General features: G+C 46.0%; 21 protein-coding genes. 11 read left to right on the top strand and 10 right to left on the bottom strand.

The window, feature by feature from the left end:
- Positions 1 to 75: 75 nt before the first annotated feature.
- Positions 76 to 1,029 carry a WYL domain-containing protein gene (locus ACOQOE_RS16320; RefSeq protein WP_022614400.1) on the bottom strand — a complete coding sequence of 318 codons (954 nt, stop codon included), beginning with the start codon at positions 1,027 to 1,029 and terminating at the stop codon, positions 76 to 78.
- Between the two features lie 317 nt (positions 1,030 to 1,346).
- Positions 1,347 to 1,592, bottom strand: a complete 246-nt coding sequence (locus ACOQOE_RS16325) for a hypothetical protein (RefSeq protein ID WP_420555492.1) — start codon at positions 1,590 to 1,592, stop codon at positions 1,347 to 1,349.
- Here ACOQOE_RS16325 and ACOQOE_RS16330 point away from each other — a divergent pair.
- Positions 1,539 to 1,670 carry a hypothetical protein gene (locus ACOQOE_RS16330; protein WP_353716873.1) on the top strand — a complete coding sequence of 44 codons (132 nt, stop codon included), beginning with the start codon at positions 1,539 to 1,541 and terminating at the stop codon, positions 1,668 to 1,670. The genes ACOQOE_RS16325 and ACOQOE_RS16330 overlap by 54 nt on opposite strands.
- Positions 1,671 to 1,733: 63 nt before the next feature.
- Here the strand turns inward: ACOQOE_RS16330 and ACOQOE_RS16335 are convergent, their stop codons facing one another.
- Both ACOQOE_RS16335 and ACOQOE_RS16340 read right to left on the bottom strand, forming a co-directional pair.
- Complete coding sequence (locus ACOQOE_RS16335; protein ID WP_022614399.1) at positions 1,734 to 2,639, bottom strand: 3'-5' exonuclease; 906 nt, start codon at positions 2,637 to 2,639, stop codon at positions 1,734 to 1,736.
- 383 nt (positions 2,640 to 3,022) lie between these two features.
- Positions 3,023 to 3,223, bottom strand: a complete 201-nt coding sequence (locus ACOQOE_RS16340) for a hypothetical protein (RefSeq protein ID WP_022614398.1) — start codon at positions 3,221 to 3,223, stop codon at positions 3,023 to 3,025.
- Positions 3,224 to 3,278: 55 nt separating this feature from the next.
- Between ACOQOE_RS16340 and umuD the strand changes: the two genes are divergently transcribed.
- Together umuD and umuC are read left to right on the top strand one after the other, a co-directional pair.
- Positions 3,279 to 3,728, top strand: a complete 450-nt coding sequence (umuD, locus tag ACOQOE_RS16345; RefSeq protein ID WP_420554479.1) for a translesion error-prone DNA polymerase V autoproteolytic subunit — start codon at positions 3,279 to 3,281, stop codon at positions 3,726 to 3,728.
- A 7-nt stretch (positions 3,729 to 3,735) separates the two neighbouring features.
- A complete protein-coding gene (gene umuC / locus ACOQOE_RS16350; RefSeq protein ID WP_022614396.1) occupies positions 3,736 to 5,004 on the top strand; it encodes a translesion error-prone DNA polymerase V subunit UmuC in 1,269 nt (422 codons plus the stop codon).
- A gap of 10 nt (positions 5,005 to 5,014) precedes the next feature.
- Here umuC and mobI read toward each other — a convergent pair whose 3' ends face one another.
- Positions 5,015 to 5,458, bottom strand: coding sequence for a conjugative transfer protein MobI(A/C) (gene mobI / locus ACOQOE_RS16355; protein WP_049544960.1), 444 nt, complete (start codon positions 5,456 to 5,458; stop codon positions 5,015 to 5,017).
- A gap of 464 nt (positions 5,459 to 5,922) precedes the next feature.
- On the opposite strand from mobI, the gene ACOQOE_RS16360 reads away from it, so the two are divergent.
- The 3 genes from ACOQOE_RS16360 to ACOQOE_RS16370 all read left to right on the top strand — a co-directional run bounded on the left by ACOQOE_RS16360 (position 5,923) and on the right by ACOQOE_RS16370 (position 8,412).
- Positions 5,923 to 6,897: a ParM/StbA family protein gene (locus tag ACOQOE_RS16360; RefSeq protein WP_000497805.1), complete on the top strand. Its 975-nt coding sequence runs from the start codon at positions 5,923 to 5,925 to the stop codon at positions 6,895 to 6,897.
- A gap of 125 nt (positions 6,898 to 7,022) precedes the next feature.
- Complete coding sequence (locus ACOQOE_RS16365; protein ID WP_002026338.1) at positions 7,023 to 7,169, top strand: hypothetical protein; 147 nt, start codon at positions 7,023 to 7,025, stop codon at positions 7,167 to 7,169.
- 1 nt (position 7,170) lies between these two features.
- Positions 7,171 to 8,412, top strand: a complete 1,242-nt coding sequence (locus ACOQOE_RS16370) for a tyrosine-type recombinase/integrase (RefSeq protein WP_004249312.1) — start codon at positions 7,171 to 7,173, stop codon at positions 8,410 to 8,412.
- Between the two features lie 16 nt (positions 8,413 to 8,428).
- Here the strand turns inward: ACOQOE_RS16370 and ACOQOE_RS16375 are convergent, their stop codons facing one another.
- The 3 genes from ACOQOE_RS16375 to ACOQOE_RS16385 all read right to left on the bottom strand — a co-directional run bounded on the left by ACOQOE_RS16375 (position 8,429) and on the right by ACOQOE_RS16385 (position 12,349).
- Positions 8,429 to 8,623, bottom strand: coding sequence for a helix-turn-helix transcriptional regulator (locus ACOQOE_RS16375; protein ID WP_000127614.1), 195 nt, complete (start codon positions 8,621 to 8,623; stop codon positions 8,429 to 8,431).
- Between the two features lie 959 nt (positions 8,624 to 9,582).
- Entirely contained in the window at positions 9,583 to 10,665 is a 1,083-nt protein-coding gene (locus tag ACOQOE_RS16380) for an alkene reductase (protein ID WP_067866176.1), read from the bottom strand.
- A gap of 508 nt (positions 10,666 to 11,173) precedes the next feature.
- Complete coding sequence (locus tag ACOQOE_RS16385; protein ID WP_339890403.1) at positions 11,174 to 12,349, bottom strand: MFS transporter; 1,176 nt, start codon at positions 12,347 to 12,349, stop codon at positions 11,174 to 11,176.
- Between the two features lie 97 nt (positions 12,350 to 12,446).
- Here ACOQOE_RS16385 and ACOQOE_RS16390 point away from each other — a divergent pair, with 97 nt between their 5' ends.
- Positions 12,447 to 13,328 (top strand): LysR substrate-binding domain-containing protein, encoded by an 882-nt coding sequence (locus ACOQOE_RS16390; RefSeq protein WP_420555493.1) that lies wholly within the window; start codon positions 12,447 to 12,449, stop codon positions 13,326 to 13,328.
- A gap of 122 nt (positions 13,329 to 13,450) precedes the next feature.
- Here the strand turns inward: ACOQOE_RS16390 and arsC are convergent, their stop codons facing one another.
- Together arsC and arsH are read right to left on the bottom strand one after the other, a co-directional pair.
- Entirely contained in the window at positions 13,451 to 13,879 is a 429-nt protein-coding gene (gene arsC, locus ACOQOE_RS16395; RefSeq protein WP_420554480.1) for an arsenate reductase (glutaredoxin), read from the bottom strand.
- Between the two features lie 96 nt (positions 13,880 to 13,975).
- A complete protein-coding gene (gene arsH, locus ACOQOE_RS16400; protein WP_067866167.1) occupies positions 13,976 to 14,704 on the bottom strand; it encodes an arsenical resistance protein ArsH in 729 nt (242 codons plus the stop codon).
- 512 nt (positions 14,705 to 15,216) lie between these two features.
- Here arsH and ACOQOE_RS16405 point away from each other — a divergent pair.
- From ACOQOE_RS16405 to ACOQOE_RS16420, 4 genes are all read left to right on the top strand, one after another.
- Complete coding sequence (locus ACOQOE_RS16405) at positions 15,217 to 16,944, top strand: potassium/proton antiporter (RefSeq protein WP_067866164.1); 1,728 nt, start codon at positions 15,217 to 15,219, stop codon at positions 16,942 to 16,944.
- A gap of 379 nt (positions 16,945 to 17,323) precedes the next feature.
- Positions 17,324 to 17,671 carry a metalloregulator ArsR/SmtB family transcription factor gene (locus ACOQOE_RS16410; RefSeq protein WP_067866161.1) on the top strand — a complete coding sequence of 116 codons (348 nt, stop codon included), beginning with the start codon at positions 17,324 to 17,326 and terminating at the stop codon, positions 17,669 to 17,671.
- Positions 17,672 to 17,713: 42 nt separating this feature from the next.
- Positions 17,714 to 18,736: an ACR3 family arsenite efflux transporter gene (gene arsB / locus ACOQOE_RS16415; RefSeq protein ID WP_067866159.1), complete on the top strand. Its 1,023-nt coding sequence runs from the start codon at positions 17,714 to 17,716 to the stop codon at positions 18,734 to 18,736.
- Positions 18,736 to 19,740, top strand: a complete 1,005-nt coding sequence (locus tag ACOQOE_RS16420; protein WP_420554481.1) for a permease — start codon at positions 18,736 to 18,738, stop codon at positions 19,738 to 19,740. Before arsB ends, ACOQOE_RS16420 begins: the two co-directional genes overlap by 1 nt.
- The last annotated feature ends 5 nt before the right edge of the window (positions 19,741 to 19,745 follow it).

Here is a 19,745-nt window from a genome sequence, read left to right on the forward strand (position 1 = left end):
TTCCTTAAATTCTTATTTAATTCTGATGATTAATCTTTAGTCATAAAAAGCGGTTGTCTGGGTTGTGCTCATCGTCTAAGTGACATAACCCGGCGCAATTGCGAGGTTTTGAACCCCATATAGCGCGGCACGATTGTTTAACGCAAGCTGACATTGGCTGGTTGATAAACACGCGGTCTCGGAACAATCAACATTCCAAAGCCTAAGCAAATACCCCGCAGTTGCTGCTCTGATCTCAACCCTCATCACGCCCCCCGTCATGCCATAGTCCAATTCAATCGCTTCACTGTGTTCAATACGCGGGTGTGGTACTAACTCCAGTTCTACAAAGCGGTTCCATTGCCGATCCTGGGTTTCGAGCTCAGCCTCAGACAACGTTGAATCTTCAAGCACAACCGCTACTTTAATTCGGGTCAATACAAAATCACGGAACTCACCATGCTTGCGGTCAAAACCACGAACATGCCAACGTAGGCCATTGTCCACCAGCGTATGAGGCACAATTTCACGCGTGGTTTCTCCGCTCGATAACGACACATAGGTGATACTCAAGGCTTTGCCTTTGTGGATGGCTTCGGTGACTTTCGCGACAATCGATAAATTCGGCTTATTAAGGTGATAAGGCGCTTCACACGCAAGAGGTGGTTTTACCTTTCCAGTGAAGCCATCGCCGTACCCTTGGCTAATGGTTGCCAGTGTTCGAACAACGTCATAGTCGAACAAGGGTTCAAATGCTTCACCACGTTTATGCAACTTGAGCTTTTGGTCATACTCAATGTTGCTTGGTGCAAGCTCTCGGTACATTGTGAAGTCTTTCGTTGCTTGTGCAGCGGCTATGCTGAAGCGATCAACTAAATCCGCCCGTACCGCTTCTCCCTTAAACAATAAGGTGAAGTCGATGTGGGCAATGCGATCCCTAGTTGCTTGTGGCAACTGCGCTATCTGCGAAAGCCTATCTGGCTTTCCTTTCGCGCCTTCTTGAGCGAGTGAACTCGCTGCTACCGTTTGTTTCAGACCATCATTTGTCATGCGTCTTGTTTATCCAATTCAACCAGATTCTTAAAACTCTGTTTATAAAGTACGGACCGACATCGCGTCATCACATTGAAAAGCGTCACTCAATGCTGCTCTTTATCCGCAATGACTAATCAATCTCTATTGGTTGAAGCTAGACAGATGGCCATAAAACACTGAATAGGCTTCAACCTAATTAATTTTATTAGGTGTCATCCTATCACAAATTATTTTGTAGGGAAGACTAAGCGGCAACTTTTTGATCTGGATTGCAATTGCCGCTCAGGTATGGGCGCAAAGACATTGTTTTGTGCCATTGTTGATAGCCGCTATCAATGCGCTACCCGAACCAATGGCACCACGATGTTACCGTGATGCGATGCCCCTTTGTCCGACTCTATAGACATCAGAACGCGTTGCTCACTCTCCCGAACACGCCTAGCAACTTCTGCCTGGGCGGGTAGCAATGGCAGAATCCCTTCAGCAATCGCTTCTGGTGCAGACTCTTGGCCACAGGACATCAAGTGCTTCCATGGATCTTTAAGAAAGCGCTCGAACGTGATGCCAAATTCAATGATGCGGGCAAAGACGAAGATGTCGCCCCAGTATTCAATGTAGGTGTCTTGGTACATGGAAAGATTCCTCTTGTTAGTTAAACCATGAGTTCACTTTCCATTTTCCAGAGGTTTTCAAATATGCAAGGCTTACCTTATAGAGAGCTACAAAGCTTTAAATCGATTGCGGGCATCTTTGTAGTCATAGTGGGCATGTTCTGAGCCACGATGATACAAATCATCCAGGTAAGTTTGTTCCTGCGGCAACTCGTCTTCGCTGATTTCGCGCCACCAATGTTTGTTGGCACCTTTCACACCGTCATGCCAGCGGTAACCACGCTCTTTTAAATAGTCCTTTACGTCAAACGGCGCACCAAACGCACGAACTAATACAGTTCGCCTGTCTGCTTCAGACAACAAGTTTGCAACGGACTCGGGCAACAAATAGAACAACCAGGCCATCGCCAAACAATCGGTTGCAGCTCGGTGTCCTTCATAGAACCAACCTAAGCGAAGCAGCAGGTACTCAAGCTTTCTACTTTCAAAGCCCAGTGCTTTCCAATCTATGCCACTGGCTGAACAGGCCCAAGATAGATGGCCTAATGCAGCAAACCGCTTTTCAAAGAAAGGACGATCAAACTGTGCATTGTGTGCAACCACCAGCGGATCATCGGATAACCAACTCGCTACAATTGCATCATCAATGCGCTGGCCTTGCACCATATCATCGGTGATACCGGTTAACTCGGTGATCAGCTCGGGGATTGGCTTGCCGGGATCTTCATACAAGCTGATCACATCAACAATCGACACAATCCGCATAGCTGATGGGCTGTAAAGCACCTTAACCATACCAAGCTCAATAATGGACTCGTCATCGGCAGACAGTCCGGTTGTCTCTGTATCGAGCAGCACCATTGGCTGTTCATCACCGACCACAGGAGAAAGTTCAAGTGGCCAGGACTGCGGTTCACGCGTTAATGGAATGCGCTCCAGCAATCTAAAATCTTCTGGTCTTTCTGGGATCTCCGCGAGGCGCTCTAGCGGAAATGGCGCAGGGGCTCTTGTCATTGATGGTTCCTCTTCAATTCTATTGTTCGCTTTGGGTTATTTCACTGTGCCACAGGTTTTTCAAAATGCACCTTGGATACCTCAGCGTTTTTTTAATCTTTCTACTGGGTGAACCCATGTATGAAGGCTTTGGCTAAGCCTTTCAGAAAGCCTTAGCTAAACCCTTTAGGTAACCCTTACCAATACCCTTTACGTATGGCTTAGCCAACCCCTTTTCAAACGGTTGAAAAAGGCTTTAACTGAGTTCGACTGAGCATTTTAATGATGCTCCTGACTTCCCTTTAAGCCAGTAAATTCAATACGAAACAGAATTTTACTAACTGTTTTGAAACCCTTTGCGAAGGGTTCAACAAGCCTTGTCTGACGGTTACTTGACCCATGCGTTAACCAGTAGCAGTAACAGGATCAGTAACAGAAACAAGAGCAGTAGGCAGAAGCAGTATTGTCCAAGCCTTGCAGGCTTTGACGAGGGCGAGCAATCCCCACATCAAGCTTTTCAACACAAGAAATAAATCACCCACGACACAACGTCTTACTCGAACAACTACAGTTTTACCTACAATTTTACTTGTAGAAATCAGCATAGCATTAGATACTGTATAAACAAACAGTATTAGTTATGATTTTTCGAGGTTCGTCATGAGTGTCTCGCTGATAGGCCGTAGCGGCGCACTTGCCTTCATCAAAGCCAAGCGCCTTCGTATCCCATTGTTCATGGAACGTGTTTCTGCTGGTTTTCCCTCACCAGCGCAGGATTATGTTGAGCAAACGCTCGACCTTAACGAGCTGTGCATCAAGCGACCGGCTGCAACGTTCTTTGTACGTGTTGAAGGTGATTCAATGATTGATGCCGGGATTCACCCAGATGATATTTTGGTGGTTGATCGCTCTGTCCAAGCCGAACACGGTGACATTGTCATCGCGGGTATCCATGGAGAACTCACGGTAAAGGAGCTTCAACTAAGGCCGTGCGTCATGCTGATCCCAAGAAACCGGGCGTATGAACCCATTCATATTCCCGAAGGGACAGAGCTAGGGATATTTGGTGTGGTCATCAGTGTGGTGCGAAACATGCGCCGTAAGTCGTGACTATCCCATGCCTGTATTTGCCTTGGTGGACTGCAACAACTTTTACGCCAGTTGTGAGAAGCTGTTTCGTCCTGATTTAAAAGATACGCCGGTTGTGGTGCTGTCCAACAATGACGGCTGCGTGGTTGCACGGTCGCGTGAAGCTAAGTTACTCGGTATTAAAATGGGCGTACCCGTCTTTCAAATCAAATCTGAAATGCAGCGCCATGGCATTTTGGCATTCTCGTCTAACTATGCGCTGTATGCAGATTTAAGCAGTCGAGTGATGCGCACTTTGGAGGAGATGGCACCACGAGTAGAGGTTTACTCCATTGACGAAGCGTTTTTGGACTTAACCGGTATTGAGTCTGCCCTATCCCTTGTCGAGTTCGGACAACAAGTGCGAGAGCGCATAGGCCACTGGATTGGGATCACCGTCTGTGTAGGCATTGCACCGACTAAAACACTCGCCAAGCTGGCTAACCATGCCGCCAAGAAATATCCTGCCACTCAGGGGGTTGTAGACCTGACCAATCTAGATCGGCAACGTCGATTGCTCGCATTAGTTCCGGTTGATGATGTTTGGGGCGTTGGTAGACGACTTTCTAAGCGTTTAAATGCGTTAGGTATCACCACAGCCTTAGATCTAGCCAATGCCTCACCTAGAGCCATCAGAGACCAGTTTTCGGTGGTTTTAGAGAGAACCGTCAGAGAGCTCAATGGTGAGTCGTGCATTGAACTTGAAGAGATCCCGCCAATTAAGAAACAAATCGTCTGTAGCCGTTCATTTGGCGTAAAAGTGACGCACTTTGAATTGTTACGTGAAGCCGTATGCGAATACGCAACCCGTGCCACTGAGAAGCTTCGCAAAGAACAGCAGCAAGCCAAAGTGCTGACCGTGTTTATACGAACCAGCCCCTTTAAGGACAACGAGCCGCAGTACAGCAACTCTGCATCGGGTGAGTTGCTGATCCCCAGTTGCGATACGCGGGATTTTATCGAGCTGGCCAATCACTTACTCAAGCGGATTTGGAAGGATGGTTTTCGTTATGCCAAAGCGGGCGTCATGCTGTCTGACTTTTACGATCCTGGCATGTTTCAACCAGGACTATTCGATGACGTATCGACCCGCTCTAATAGCCAGCAGCTGATGTCTGTATTGGACACTATTAATCAAAGCGGTGCCGGAAAGGTTTTCTTTGCTGGACAAGGTACGAAGAAAGATTGGTCAATGAAGCGAGAGCATTTGTCTCCCGCTTACACAACACGCTGGGACCAGTTACCGCGAGTGAAGTAGCGCCGATAATTCAGTAGGCATTCACTCTGCGACGCAGCATGTTGAGCTTATCAACCTGGCGTCGAACATCACTGAAGAATTCTTCTTTCTCCATGGCCAGCGCTAACTCCCATTCTTTGGCTAGACCTTGGCAGTCCAAAAATGAGTATCTCAGCTTCGTCTTTGAAATACGCAGACCCTTGCTAAAGACAACGCGCTTGCCTCGTTGACCGTGAAAACTGTTGATGTACCACTCTATGCCAAAGCCATACTTAAAGTCTCTGATACGGACACCAAGCAGCCCCCAATCTTTAAATGGCTCATTTTCACGAACCTTGTAATGGGTAACCCAAAAGTCATCAACTTCAGCTCGTGCCAGTGCTTTTAGCCTGTCCGTTTCTTGCTGAAGTAAATCTGATACATCTGCTTTCCATTGTTCATTGACGATTTCTACCAAACCAATTTCCCCATCCAATTAACCCCAAAAGCCAAAACCACTATCCGTTTGGCTTTTGGATCGAAACGCCAAACGTAAAACTGCCGTAACAATCACTGTTTGGCGTCTCGATATAAATCAACTCGCGCAATCCCATACCCGACAAGGGATACAGTCTGATTTCACATAAAAATGCCTGAAAAGACGTATCGTCATGAAGATACAAACCGTTTGGCGAGTTCAGGCCAGAATGCAAACGACGTTTGGCGTCTCGATTTTTTTGACTAGGTCATCCGCCGCCAAACAGAGCCTATTCTCATACTTTTGCGAAAATGCAATAGGCAGATAGATGAAAGGATTTGTCACCTTTCTGCCCACCGCCAGTGCACCGAATCCTGATAATGACATTTGAGTGAACCGCCAGAGCACTTGGAAATGCCCAAGCGTGGCCAGTGCGGTTGATTGAAAACCGTTAGAGCACTTTGAGTGCACAGGAGATAAGTATGTTTGTACTAGGCGTAGATATCGGTTACTCAAACCTGAAGCTGGCAATTGGCCAATCAGGCAGTGAACCGAAAACCATTATTCTGCCTGCGGGTGCCGGTCCTGCGGATCGTATGCCAGAGCGTATCGGTGGAGGCGATGATGAAACTTGTTTGTATGTGTCAGTCGATAATGAGCGCTGGGCCGCTGGTGTTCCTGCTGGACGCCTTCAAGGCTGGGAACGAGAGCTTCACCCGGAATATCCCACCACAAAAACCTATAAGGCACTTTTTCATGCCGCCTTGTTAATGGCTGAAACAGAATCCATCGATTTGGTTGTCACTGGATTACCGGTTTCCCAGTTTCATGAACCACAACGTAAATCTGACCTTGTGAAGCGCCTAAAAGGTGTCCATCAAGTGACGCCTAAACGCAGCATCACCGTTCATGACGTCAAAGTGCTGCCGCAGCCTGCCGGTGCCTATATGGATCTGGTTCAAACAGGTGGTGATTTGGGCTTGATTGAAGAAGGTCGCGTCGTCGTCATCGATCCCGGCTTTTTTTCTGTTGACTGGGTTGCCCTTGAGGCCGGAGAAATTCGCTACAGCTCATCAGGAACCAGTCTTCAGGCAATGTCCGTGCTACTGGAAACCATTGATAAGCTGATTTCAGAAGATCACGGTGCCAAAGTCGGAATGGATCGACTTGAAAAAGCCATGAGAACTGGCGACTTACAGGTCCTGCTATTTGGAGAAAAAGTCGATATTTCACCTTATCTGAATGCTGCCATGAAAAAGGTAGCGCCTGTTGCTCTTACAGCCATGCGCCAATCCATGCGTGACGAAAGCATCAATGCGGACTTGGTATTGATCGCCGGAGGTGGAGCCATGGCTTATAAGGAAGCGGCCAAGGAGATTTTTTCACGAAGCAAGATAATCGTGCCGGAACAGTCTGTTTTGGCGAACGTCCGAGGCTTCTGGTTTTATGGGGCCTGATTATGAGAGTTGTCGTCAACATTCCCCCAGGGAGCCACCCTGAACTGCTCAAAGAATTGGAAAAGACGCCACCACGGGAACGCGCTGAGCGTCTGCGGATGCTGGCCACCTTTGGGTTAATTCACATGAGCCAACCCAATCTATCCACGACATCTGCACCGGTGGATGGCCATGCACCAGATGGTGACGTTACTTCCATGAGTACAGCGCCAGAACCCAAAGCAGAATCACGTAAACAATCATTAAAATCCAAACTAGGGCTGGGCTTATAACATGGCGTTATCAGTTAGCTGGCTCGATGCCAGGTTAAATAAAGAAGCAAAAGAAACCGTAGTAAAAGCCGACCGAGATGGGCTAAGTGCTCGGGTATCGCCCAAGGGCAAAATTGTTTTTCAGTTTCGTTATCGTTTCGATGGCAAGCAACAGCGGGTAGACATTGGTACTTACCCACTTATGAAGCTTGCTGAAGCTAGGAATGAGCTGGATAGGTTAAGGGCAGTACTTGATCAGGGCAGAAATCCCAAGCTCTACCTTCAGCAGGAACGGGCCAAGTATTCTGCCAACCAAAGCTTCGAATCGATTTTTCGAGACTGGATAGACTCTGCCGGTAAGCAAGGGCTAAAGGAGAAAACGTGGCACTTCCAAAAACGCAGCAGTGAAATATATTTGCTGCCCCGACTTGGCAAGTACCCATTAACTGACATCAATGAATTGTCCTTAAGAAACTGTCTTCGTGAGGTTTCGGAGTCGTCCCCTTCAAACACAGAACGCCTAGTGTCTGTACTGCATAAGTTCTATGACTGGCTGATTGATGAACAAATTTTGGAAATCAACGCTGCTGCTGGGATCACAGCAAAGAAGGTTGGCGGTAAGAAAGGCAAACGAACTCGGGTGCTAAATGACAACGAGATCAGGATACTTTGGCGCTATTTGCATGAGTCAAAAATCACTGAGAAGAATCGCATCTACATAAAATTGCTTCTGTTATTGGGAGGCCGTAAGGGAGAACTCATTCAAGCTGAAAAGCATCACTTTGACTTGCAATCTGCAATGTGGACAGTGCCCATAGAGATCCGCAAACAAGGTGAGAAAATTGGAGCGCCGATCATGCGGCCATTGATTAAGCCAGCTATTGAGCTGATTGAACTGGCGATGCAGATGAGCAAATCAACCTACTTGTTTCCCGCGAACGGACAAGAAGAGCTTGCCACAAATGGCTTTGATACCACTATTCCTAATAATGTGAAAATCTGGGCTCGCAGATCGCTTGGTGTTGAGATGGAACATTGGTCTATGCATGATCTTCGCAGAACGATGCGAACGCGAATGTCTGCCATCACGACGCAAGAAGTTGCCGAGTTGATGATTGGCCACAGCAAAAAAGGGTTAGATGCTATCTACAACCAATATCAGTACCTGGATGAAATGCGTCATGCTTACGACGTTTGGTATCAACAGCTAGAGACCATCATCGAGCCGACAGGCTTTCCGTTCAACTGGCGTTTCGGACAGTAAAATAAAAGAAAGAGGCTCAGTCCTCTTTCTTCTCATACTCCTCCAAGTCTTCAATGTGCCACAGCTTGTTTCGTGTATTTCGGTTGATACGAGGTTGCGGCAAGCTGCCATCTTTTATTCTTCGCCAGAGCGTCGTATAGCTAATGTGGTAACGAGCCATCACTTCGTAAGACGTTAGAAAAGGGGTTACCTGGTGCGCTACTGCTGTCATCTGCATTCTCCTGAAAATCAATGTAAAGCTATCATCGCCTGATTCATCACTTGTTGATGGTCAGAAAGATGCATGATTTGTTCAGAAGATCAGCCTTATCAAAACACAAATGTTGCTATTAGGTACTTTTCAGCTCAAACCTATGAATAACAAGGGCTACAAGGCGGTTTGTGTCATGAATAGCAATCAACACGCCTAACGAGAAAAATTTGTACACACTGTTTGTACACTCGCAACAATGACACATCAAAAACCACAATGACGAACCCTTTAAATTCATAAACTTATAAACAAAAAACTAGAGATGATCGCATTTATTCCGCTTTTGTAATGTCGAAACCAAAGTACCAAAAGCAGGAAGTACTTTCTTCATCAAACCCAGTAAACACAAGGCCTACAGCCAGATTTGTGTCATGGAATTTTCACCAAAGGCCTCTAAAACGGAATTTGTACTCAAGTTTGTACACACTTTCCGAGGTTACGCTTGAACATCATTGAAAAGCAAAGAAACGAGAAAAAGACAAAAAGCCTTTAAATTCAGTACGTAGAGATGTGATTGTGGTGTGCAATGAAAGGTGGTTTTAAGCGTTGAAAGGCTGGGCGGCATCAGGGTGGGAGATGATAGCGAAAGTTCTTCGCCGAAAAAATCCGTCGCGTTAATCGTAGTTGGCGGCTATTTTCGCTGATCTGAGCTGTATACACAATCAATGCTTATCCAATCAGGTAGCATTTACTCTCAGCCTGTACCAATACTCAGTTATATCTATTGGTAATCGCGGTTTATTTAGCCCATAAACAACTGCGGGCAAACCCAAAATTTCTTTCTACTAAAAAATAATGATCACCTGTCGACCTATACACATGATGGGTGTAGTTACCGTTAGCCGGAATACCAAGTATTGGAGGGGGGAAAAGTTGTTTCTTACGCATCTTCAAGACGAGCCCCCCCCGGACCTGCCTTAGGCGTTTACCAATTCACTGATAGTCGGGTAGTCAAGATAGCCTTCGGGACCCTGGGTATAAAAAGTAGCTGGGTCTGCCTGATTCAGTTCTACATCATTCCGCAAGCGCTCCGGCAGATCAGGATTGGCGATAAAGGGCACACCAAACGCGATACTATCGGCTTGACCTGAAGCGATAACAGTATCGGCTTCGACACCGGTATAGCCCATATTCAGCATCAAATGGCCGCGGTAGTGTTCACGTACAGGCGTCACCACATCAGCCTGCTGCTCACCAAGGAAATCAGCACGCATAAGGTGCAGATACGCCAGATCAAAGTCGTTCAAGCGTTTGGCCAACCAAGTAACCAGCGCAATCGGATCACTGTCTTTCATACTGTTGAAGCTATTCAACGGCGACAGACGCACACCAACGTAGTCGCTACCCCAAACTTGAGTTACAACGTCTAGAACGTCTAGCAACAAGCGAGCACGGTTTTCGATCGGGCCACCATAAGGGCCTTTACGGTGGTTGGCGCCATCACGCAGGAACTCATCCAGTAAATAACCATTCGCGCCGTGTACTTCAACACCGTCGAAGCCAGCTCTCTTGGCATTTTCCGCTGCGACTTTAAACCCTTCGATAATGGCCGGAATCTCTTCATCAGCCAGTTCACGGGGAACAGTATAAGCCTTTTTCCCTTCTGGCGTGTGAACTTCATCATTGGTGATAGCCATAGCACTCGGTGCGACCGGTACACGACCTCCATTCAGCAAGGGATGGCAAGCGCGACCGCCATGCCAGATCTGCAAGAAAATCTTGCCACCCTTGGCATGTACGGCGTCAGTGACTCTCTTCCAGCCAGAAACCTGAGCCTCGGAGTAGATACCAGGTTCACGCCAAAATGCCGAGTTACCTTCCATTGCCATGGTAGCTTCGGCAATGATCAAGCCCGCTGAAGCACGCTGGGCATAGTGTTCGACCATAAGATCAGTGGGAACATGATCTGCATCAGCGCGAGTCCGCGTCAAAGGCGCCATAAGGACACGATTAGCCAGTGTTAGGGCACCGAGCTGAACCGGTGTAAAAAGATCTGCCATGTTAATCCTCGCTATTAGATTTTTGCATTAAGCCTTGAGGTTAAAAGCTGATAAATAAAGCACATGGGCATTGTATCAAACTCCAGTTGCCCCGTGCGCCTGATCCACCTTAGAACCATTATAAAATAAAACAGGAAAAGCGTTCCTATGCCATCTCAATAGTGTATTTTAGGGCCTTTTTATTGCTCTTAAACTCCCGTAAACCCTCTGCAACTGATCGAATCTAACTACATGAATATCAGGTCCTTTAAGTTCACCCCGATAAATCTGATTGAGTAGTTTTTCATCCATCTGAGCAGAACATTTCCACTGTACAACTGAACCTGTGCCATGCAAAGCATTAAGTACTACGCCATGTTGGTATAATCGCGACTAGAAAACGCTACGCCGCCTTTTCTAGACGCCCCACACTGCAGACTAGATATCCGCTGGACTCCGAAGCCAACTGCTCAACATAGACAGCATCGAAGGTTACATAGAAGGGCTTCGCCCTTGTATTCTCGTGTTTTCAGATGAATTGCAGTTGGTCACGTTTATCGAGAAAACCGGACAGTCGAGTAAGCACGAGTGCCAATGCAACGATCAGTGCTCCAATCCAAGCGGTATCCATCAGTGTCATTCTTTCTATTACAACCCCTCCGAGGATCGAACCCAATGCAATACCGACATTGAACGCTGCGATATTCAGCCCCGAGGCCACATCAACTGCCTGCGGTGTGTACTTCTCTGCCAACTGAACTACATACACTTGCAAGCCAGGTACATTACCGAAGGCAAAGGCTCCCCAAATTAAAATGGTGATAACAGCAGCAATCTGATTTCCGGCGGTAAAGGTAAACGCTAACAGTACAAGTGCTAGTGCAGTAAAGATTATATGTAATGCCTTGATCGGCCCCATACGATCCGCCATACGACCACCCCAAATATTACCAACGGCAACCGATACACCGTAGACCAGCATGATTAGGCCTATAGCACCCGATTCAAAGCCGGACACCTGTTCCAAAATCGGAGCAAGGAAAGTGAAAGCGGTAAAAGTGCCACCGTAACCAACGGCAGTCATGGCATAGACCAGCAGCAGGCGTGGTTGAGTCAATACGCTTAGCTGCTGGGCAATACGTGCAGGCGGGGCCTGTTTGAGATTCTTTGGCACAAGCAATGCACTACCGATCAGCGCAATTAACCCTAGAGCAGCCACAACCATAAAGGTCGCACGCCAGCCAAAGTTCTGACCAATCCAGGTCCCCAAAGGCACACCCGTGACCAATGCAACAGTCAAGCCAGTAAACATGATAGCGATAGCACTGGCCTCTTTTTCACGTGGCACCAAACTAGTTGCGATGGTTGATCCAATTGAGAAAAACACCCCATGGGCCAAGCCGGTCAAGATACGCGCAGTGATCAGTGAGCTGTAGGTAGGGGCCATCCAAGCCAGCAGGTTACCAACTACGAACAATAACATTACCGCCAGCAGCACATTTTTACGCTGCCAGCGCCCAGTCAGGGCTGTAAGGACAGGCGCCCCAATAGCAACACCCAATGCATAAAGACTGACTAACAGTCCCGCAGAAGGTAGGGAAACGCCCAGGTCTTGGGCGATAGTAGGTACCAAACCAACAATCACGAACTCGGTGGTACCGATTGCAAATGCGCTGAGAGTCAGCGCAAAAAGAGCAATAGGCATTTCAATCTCCTTGTATGTTTTAGTTGCTACGGAGTATGCCTACTGCTATCTTTTACAAAAACAGCATCAGTGACAAAATACCTTTACATATATGGCAATAATATCCCGTACTGAAGATCTTGAGATTCTGCTAACCGTGATTGATAGCGGCAGCTTCTCAGCCGCCGCCCGCATCCTAGATATTCAAGTTGCCAAGGTGTCACGCGCTGTCAGCCGACTAGAAAAGGATTTAGACTGCACATTGCTGAATCGCACTACGCGCAAGCTAGAGCTCACCGAAGAAGGCCGTATTTTTACCGAGCAAGTCAGAAACGGACTGCATCAGTTGGCAGAAGCGGAAGAAAAGATCAGAACCTTAAAAGGTATACCGGCAGGTCGGCTCAGAGTGGACGCCGCTACTCCTTTTATCCTGCACCAGCTAGTCCCACTGGTAGCAGGCTTTTGTGAGTGCTATCCAAAGATCGAGTTAGAACTTGTAGCCAATGAAAATATCATTGATCTGATTGAGCGCAAGACGGATCTGGCCATTCGCATTGGTACCCTACAGGATTCAAACTTGCATGCCCGCTTTCTCGGACGCAGCCCTTTGCATATCGTCGCCTCTCCTTCATATATTGCTCAACAAGGCACACCGGAAACCCCCGAAGCGCTAGAACAGCACAAAATCATTGGCTTTGCCGATGCGCCCCACCTGAATCGCTGGCCCCTTACCCGTCATGTTGCACTGTCCCCAACCCTAAGCAGTAGCAGCGGTGAGACCATTCGCCAACTTTGCTTGGCTGGACAAGGCTTGGCACTGCTATCCGAGTTTATGATTTGTGAAGACTTGGCCAACGGACGGCTGGTTAAAGTGCTAGATAATCATATCACCAGCCCAAGTAACCGCGAGTTGGTACATGCGGTCTACTACCGTAACACCACCCTTTCCAGTCGAATTACTGCGTTTATAGACTATATCCATCCTCGAATACAGCTGTAAGGCAGTGAAATCAAGCCGGCTTGCCTCGCAGAAATAGAAACACTGAGTCTTTGAACATAGCCCCCCCCACCAGCTTGATTGCAGAAGGTTAAGCGTAGAACGGCGGCCCCAGAAAAAAGGCTTTACTTGCTCGAAATAAACCGGTGCCCTAAGGTATCTAAAATTTGCTGCCCATCCTCTTTGTAGTAGGGGCCGGTGGGCCAGTTATTTAAGAGATCAAGCACTGCTTCGCTGGGGCGGCATAGCTTAACCCCTTTTGGGCTGCACACTATAGGTCTATTGACTAAAATGGGGTGCTCTAGCATTGCACTAAAAATTGCCTCGTTCGAGACAGTTTCATCTAGCAAGCCTAAAGCTTCCGCTGGGGACTTGGTTGTTCTAAAGGCCTGTCGTGGGGTTAAATCAGCGGCGGCAAGTAAGCCTTGCAACTGGGCTTTAGTCCAGCCTTCTTGTAGATATTCAATAACAACCGGTGAGTAGCCCGCATCTTGAATAATTTTAAGCACATTGCGCGATGTGCCGCAGTCTGGATTGTGGTGAATAACAATCATCGTTTATCTCTAGGCATCATTTACTAAAATCCATTTACACGACTACATTCGTAAACGGTAGAACAAAAACAAGGGGCACAGTCCTAAGCTTCACATTTATAGTGAGCGCTGATTAACCCGCTCACTCACCTGCTCCGCACTTTCTACACGCTCAGAATAACGATCTACAAAATAGTCTTTATTATCGCGTAGCAATAAGGTGAACTTCATCAGCTCTTCCATAACATCCACAATACGATTGTAGTAAGGCGACGGTTTCATCCTATCGTTTTCATCAAACTCTAAGTAAGCCTTAGGCACAGAGGACTGATTAGGTATAGTCACCATCCGCATCCAACGACCTAGCACGCGAAGTTGATTCACAACATTAAACGATTGTGAGCCACCACAAACCTGCATAACCGCAAGTGTTTTACCTTGGGTCGGCCTAACGCCGCCCATATTTAAAGGCACCCAATCCAACTGGCTTTTAAATATACTGGTCATCGCACCATGACGCTCAGGAGAGCACCACACTTGGCCCTCAGACCACATCATTAATTCACGTAATTCTTGTACCTTGGGATGATTCTCATCTTCAGTATCCACCTGAGGTAACCCCTCAGGGTTAAAGATCTTAACCTCTGCACCAAAACACGTTAGTAAGCGTGCAGACTCTTCGATGACTAGCCGACTAAAAGAACGCTCTCGTAACGACCCATAAAGTAATAATACACGCGGGGCGTGTTCACTCGGTGCACTTACGCATTTATCAAATGATGGAATATCCAGTAATTCATCATCTACATTAGGTAAGGTGCCCTTTTCTAGATTTAATTCACTCATGTTCGATGCCTTTTAATCTTGCAATCAAATGAACGCTGTACACATAAAATATTGCTTATGAACAATGCTATCACCTGTTCATATTCAATTAGCAATAGTTGTCTGTCCTATAGGACGATTGATCGGTAGTCACGCTTTATACGCATATCATCCGAAAAACATTTAAAAAACCCACATAATCCATAACAACATATTCGATTTACGGTATATATGGAATATCACATATACTATAAAATGATTCAAGAGAATAAACTGATAATCATCCACTAAAATTTAGTAAGATAAGGGAACTAACTATCATTCAATAACACTAAGGTTTATCGTCAAAAAGCACCTGTAAAACAGAACCCTGAAGGTCTCTTACATAAAGTTTTTATAGATACAGGGCGCACCCAAGATAGAGGACACAAAAAAGCACATCAAACGTGGTCTAAGACAATCCATTCTTCTATCTTCCAGAACTAGCTAGCGTCAGCCTACGCGCAAAGTATCAATACACATAAGGAAAGTGCATGACCATCGACCTAACCTATCAATACATTTTCTTATCCGGCCTACTTGTAATGCTATGTGTTGTTGCCAGCGTATTGACTCGTCGTATCGGCGCACCGGTTTTATTGGTTTTCTTAGTATTAGGTATGCTTGCAGGGGAAGATGGAATCGGTGGTATTAAGTTTGACGATTTTAATCTGGCCTTTCTCTTCGGCAATATCGCGCTTGCCATTATTATCTTTGATGGTGGGCTCGCCACAAAAACACAGAGCTTCCGTATCAGCCTCAAACCCGCACTCTCATTAGCCACCGTGGGTGTAATAGCTACAGCGGGTATAACCGGCTATGCCGCGCATATTATTTTGGGTTTACCCCTTCTCGATGGGTTATTAATAGGTGCCATTGTTGGATCGACTGACGCTGCTGCAGTCTTTGGCTTAATAAGAGGCGCAGGTTTAGACTTAAAAAAACGCACAAGCGCGACCTTAGAGATCGAGTCAGGCTCCAATGACCCAATAGCGATCTTTTTAACGATCACCTTAGTGCAACTACTTCAACTAAGCGATAGCGGTAGCGAAGGCTGGACAATTGCGAGCGAATTACTCAGCCAAATGGGCCTTGGTCTAGCTTTCGGCTTTGCGGGCGGCCATATAGTTGCTCAATTACTTAAACGTTTGCCACTTCCATCATCACTCTATCCGCTTCTCGCGTTAGCCGGCGGTATCTGTATCTTTGGTGTAACCAACCTGCTAAATGGCAGTGGCTTCCTCGCGATATTTATCGCCGGCGTAATCATTGGCAATACTCCGCTTATTTATAGTAATGAGATTCACCGTTTTCACGATGGAATAGCATGGTTAAGTCAAATTGGTATGTTTTTGATGTTAGGTTTGCTCATTACGCCAAGCCATATGATACCCATGATCATTCCCGCTATAGCGATCGCCTTTGTGCTTATTTTTATCGCCAGACCTATAGCTGTCGCTATGTCTTTGTTACCTTTTCATTTCCCATGGCGCGAACAGGTCTTTATTGGTTGGTGCGGGTTACGTGGCGCGGTTCCCATTATTTTGGCGCTGTTCCCATCCTTAGCGGGTTTAGAGAATACACAAACCTATTTTGATCTTGTTTTCTTCGTTGTACTTATATCATTGGTACTTCAAGGCTGGACTATTGCGCCTATGGCGAGATGGCTCAAGGTTGAACTTCCCCCGACATCACCTGAGCCAAATTACTTACACCTCACAATCAAACATAACCTAGATAAAGACCTCTTAATCTACCCTATAACAGCAGGAAGCAGCGTTATTGGAACATCAGCTACCAATCTACCCTTAAGTAACACTTGCCAAATGGTGGGTGTTATCAGACAAGGGCTGTTGATAAGTAATACTGAGGAACAGAAACTTATCCCTGAAGACCAAGTAATGATTCTAGCAACAAGTGAGGCAAAATCAGCTTTAGGACGTATTTTTGCGCCAGACACGCAATCGCCTCAGCTTAAAGCTAAACGCTTTTTTGGTGAGTTTGCTTTATTACCTAACGCCAAAATGGCTGATTTAGCTAAAGAGTATAGTTTTGAGATCGACCCAATAAGTGCAGAGAAAAGCGTTGAGCAATACTTAACCAAACAGTTCCACGGCACCCCCGTTGTAGGCGACCGAATTCAGCTTGGGTTTGTGCAAATTATTGTAAAGGAAACTGAGGGAGCTCGAATTTCATCTGTAGGACTAAAATTGAGCGTCTAACAAAAGCGATTCAAATCAAGCAAAGGCTTATAGATACGCTTTTTTAGCTTTCCTCTCATCCCCATGTAATTCCAAACATTATCTGCCTCTTAGTTGAAAATAGTCTCAACTCCAATGCTCTGTGCTTGCTATTAAACCTGACGGTTTTATATCCCCAAAGCTATAGACTCTCTTATACACAAGGCTTAATAGACTATAAAAAAGGGATGTTTTACCCAAGTCTACCGACCTGTCTGGAGATCACCTTATAAACGCTTACTACTCCAACACTGGCCATGAGATAAAATTACACTCTTTATTTTATATATATGAATTTTCATATATACTAATTCCCATATATCTTTACTAATCGAGAATCCAACAGGAAACAAAAATATCCATGCAGCCTACTCAGTTTTATAAATGCCTGTCAGACGAAACCCGTCTCCGCTGCCTGCTACTCATCAAAGCGGAGCAAGAATTATGTGTTTGTGAGCTGATGCAGGCATTAGATGAAAGCCAACCAAAAATTTCTCGGCATTTAGCCCAATTGAGAAACTGCGAATTACTGACCGACCGACGCCAAGGCCAATGGGTGTTTTATAGTATCAACCCAGAACTCCCTCCTTGGGCGCTGAATGTATTAACCGAAACGCTAAACAGCAACCCCGCATTTATTGAAGACGATAAACTTCGCCTTCAGAAAATGGGAGACAGGCCTGAACGCACACGTTTATGTTGTATCTAAATGTATTCTGCACACAATAAGCTTTAAAGAAGGAGTGTAATAATGGGAATTTTTGAGCGTTACTTATCTGTATGGGTCGGTGTTTCTATTATTGCAGGCGTTATTTTAGGTAATTTAGTACCTAATTTATTCGAGCTTATCGCTACCCTAGAGTTCGCCCATGTTAATTTAATCGTCGCACTACTTATCTGGATCATGATCTACCCGATGATGGTGCAAATTGATTTTAGCTCTATTAAAGATGTGGGCAAGAAACCTAAAGGGTTAGTCTTGACCTTAGTGGTTAACTGGTTAATAAAACCCTTTACCATGGCTTTTCTAGGCTGGTTGTTTTTTAAAGTTCTCTTCGCTAGCTGGGTAGATCCACAAACAGCAACTGAATATATCGCAGGCATGATTCTGCTAGGCGTTGCGCCCTGCACCGCTATGGTTTTTGTTTGGAGCCAACTCACTAAAGGTGATCCCAATTACACTTTAGTGCAAGTTTCAATTAACGACTTAATTATGATTTTCGCATTCGCACCTATTGCCGGTTTTCTTCTAGGTGTTACCGATATTGCTGTGCCTTGGAACACCCTTCTTCTCTCCGTAGCTCTCTATGTTGTGATTCCGCTGGTTGCGGGAGTATTGACCCGCAGAAGCATTGACAACAAAAACGACCATTCCAAACTTAATACCTTACTGGCAAGTCTGAAACCTTGGTCAATGATCGGGCTACTAGCAACGGTTATATTATTGTTTGGCTTTCAAGCAGAGACTATCCTATCTCAGCCGGAGGTTATCGCTTTAATCGCGATCCCTTTGCTGATTCAAACCTATGGTATTTTTGCCCTTGCTTATTTATGGGCTAAAAAGATGAAGCTTCCTCATAACATTGCAGCACCTGCTTGCATGATTAGCACATCTAATTTTTTTGAATTAGCCGTCGCTGTCGCAATCTCACTATTCGGTCTCCACTCAGGCGCAGCACTGGCAACCGTGGTCGGCGTGCTAGTCGAAGTTCCCGTTATGCTGAGTCTAGTTTGGTTCGCTAACCGCACTAGACATTGGTTTGGAGAGAACTAATGTTTGCAATATTCACCCAGCTCGCCGACTGGCTAACCTACTCAATTCTTAACTTATCCCCTGATTCAAAATTAGGTGATGCAACACACTTTTTTATCGAAGATGTAACCAAGATCTTCGCGCTGCTCATCGTCATGATTTACTTTATTGCGTTCCTGCGCGCGTCGTTAAATATAGAACGCGTTAGAGATTACCTTTCGGGAAAAAACCGTGGTGTAGGCTATCTACTAGGATCAGGTTTTGGCGCGATTACACCTTTTTGCTCCTGCTCAAGCATACCTGTATTTCTTGGTTTTACCTCAGCAGGTATCCCCTTAGGCATCACTATGTCGTTCCTTCTCACTTCACCACTAATTAATGAAGTAGCGATCTTACTACTGATGAGTTTGCTCGGTTGGAAGTTCACTCTGCTCTATGTCGCCATAGGGATCTGCGTAGGCACAATCGGTGGTTTTTTCCTTGATAGCATTAAAGCGGAGCGCTGGTTACAGTCCTTTGCTGCAAAAGCTCTTGCTCAAGGACAGCAAAAGGATCAGCTTCAACATGAAGATACACCTGTAGTTATGCCTGTAGTTATGCCATTTTCAGAACGCCATCAATTTGCGAAAGATGAAACTTTCGAGATTTTTGGCCGCGTTTGGAAATGGGTCATTATCGGTGTTGGGTTGGGGGCCGCGCTGCATGGTTTTGTTCCCGACGGCTGGATAGAACAATACCTCGGAGCTGGTCAATGGTGGTCAGTTCCCGCAGCGGTTTTATTAGGGATCCCGCTGTATTCCAATGCAACGGGGGTCATTCCTGTAATGGAAAGTTTAATTATTAATGGCTTACCTATAGGAACAACACTGGCCTTTTGTATGAGTACTGTTGCCGCAAGCTTCCCTGAATTCATTCTACTTAAACAGGTCATGCAGTGGCGACTACTCGCTACCGTCTTTTTCTTGCTACTCGTGTCATTCACTGTGGTTGGATGGCTATTTAATGCATTCTCTTCTTTTTTATAAGGTGA

This window comes from Neptuniibacter marinus, from assembly GCF_965223595.1.
GTDB lineage: Bacteria > Pseudomonadota > Gammaproteobacteria > Pseudomonadales > Balneatricaceae > Neptuniibacter > Neptuniibacter marinus.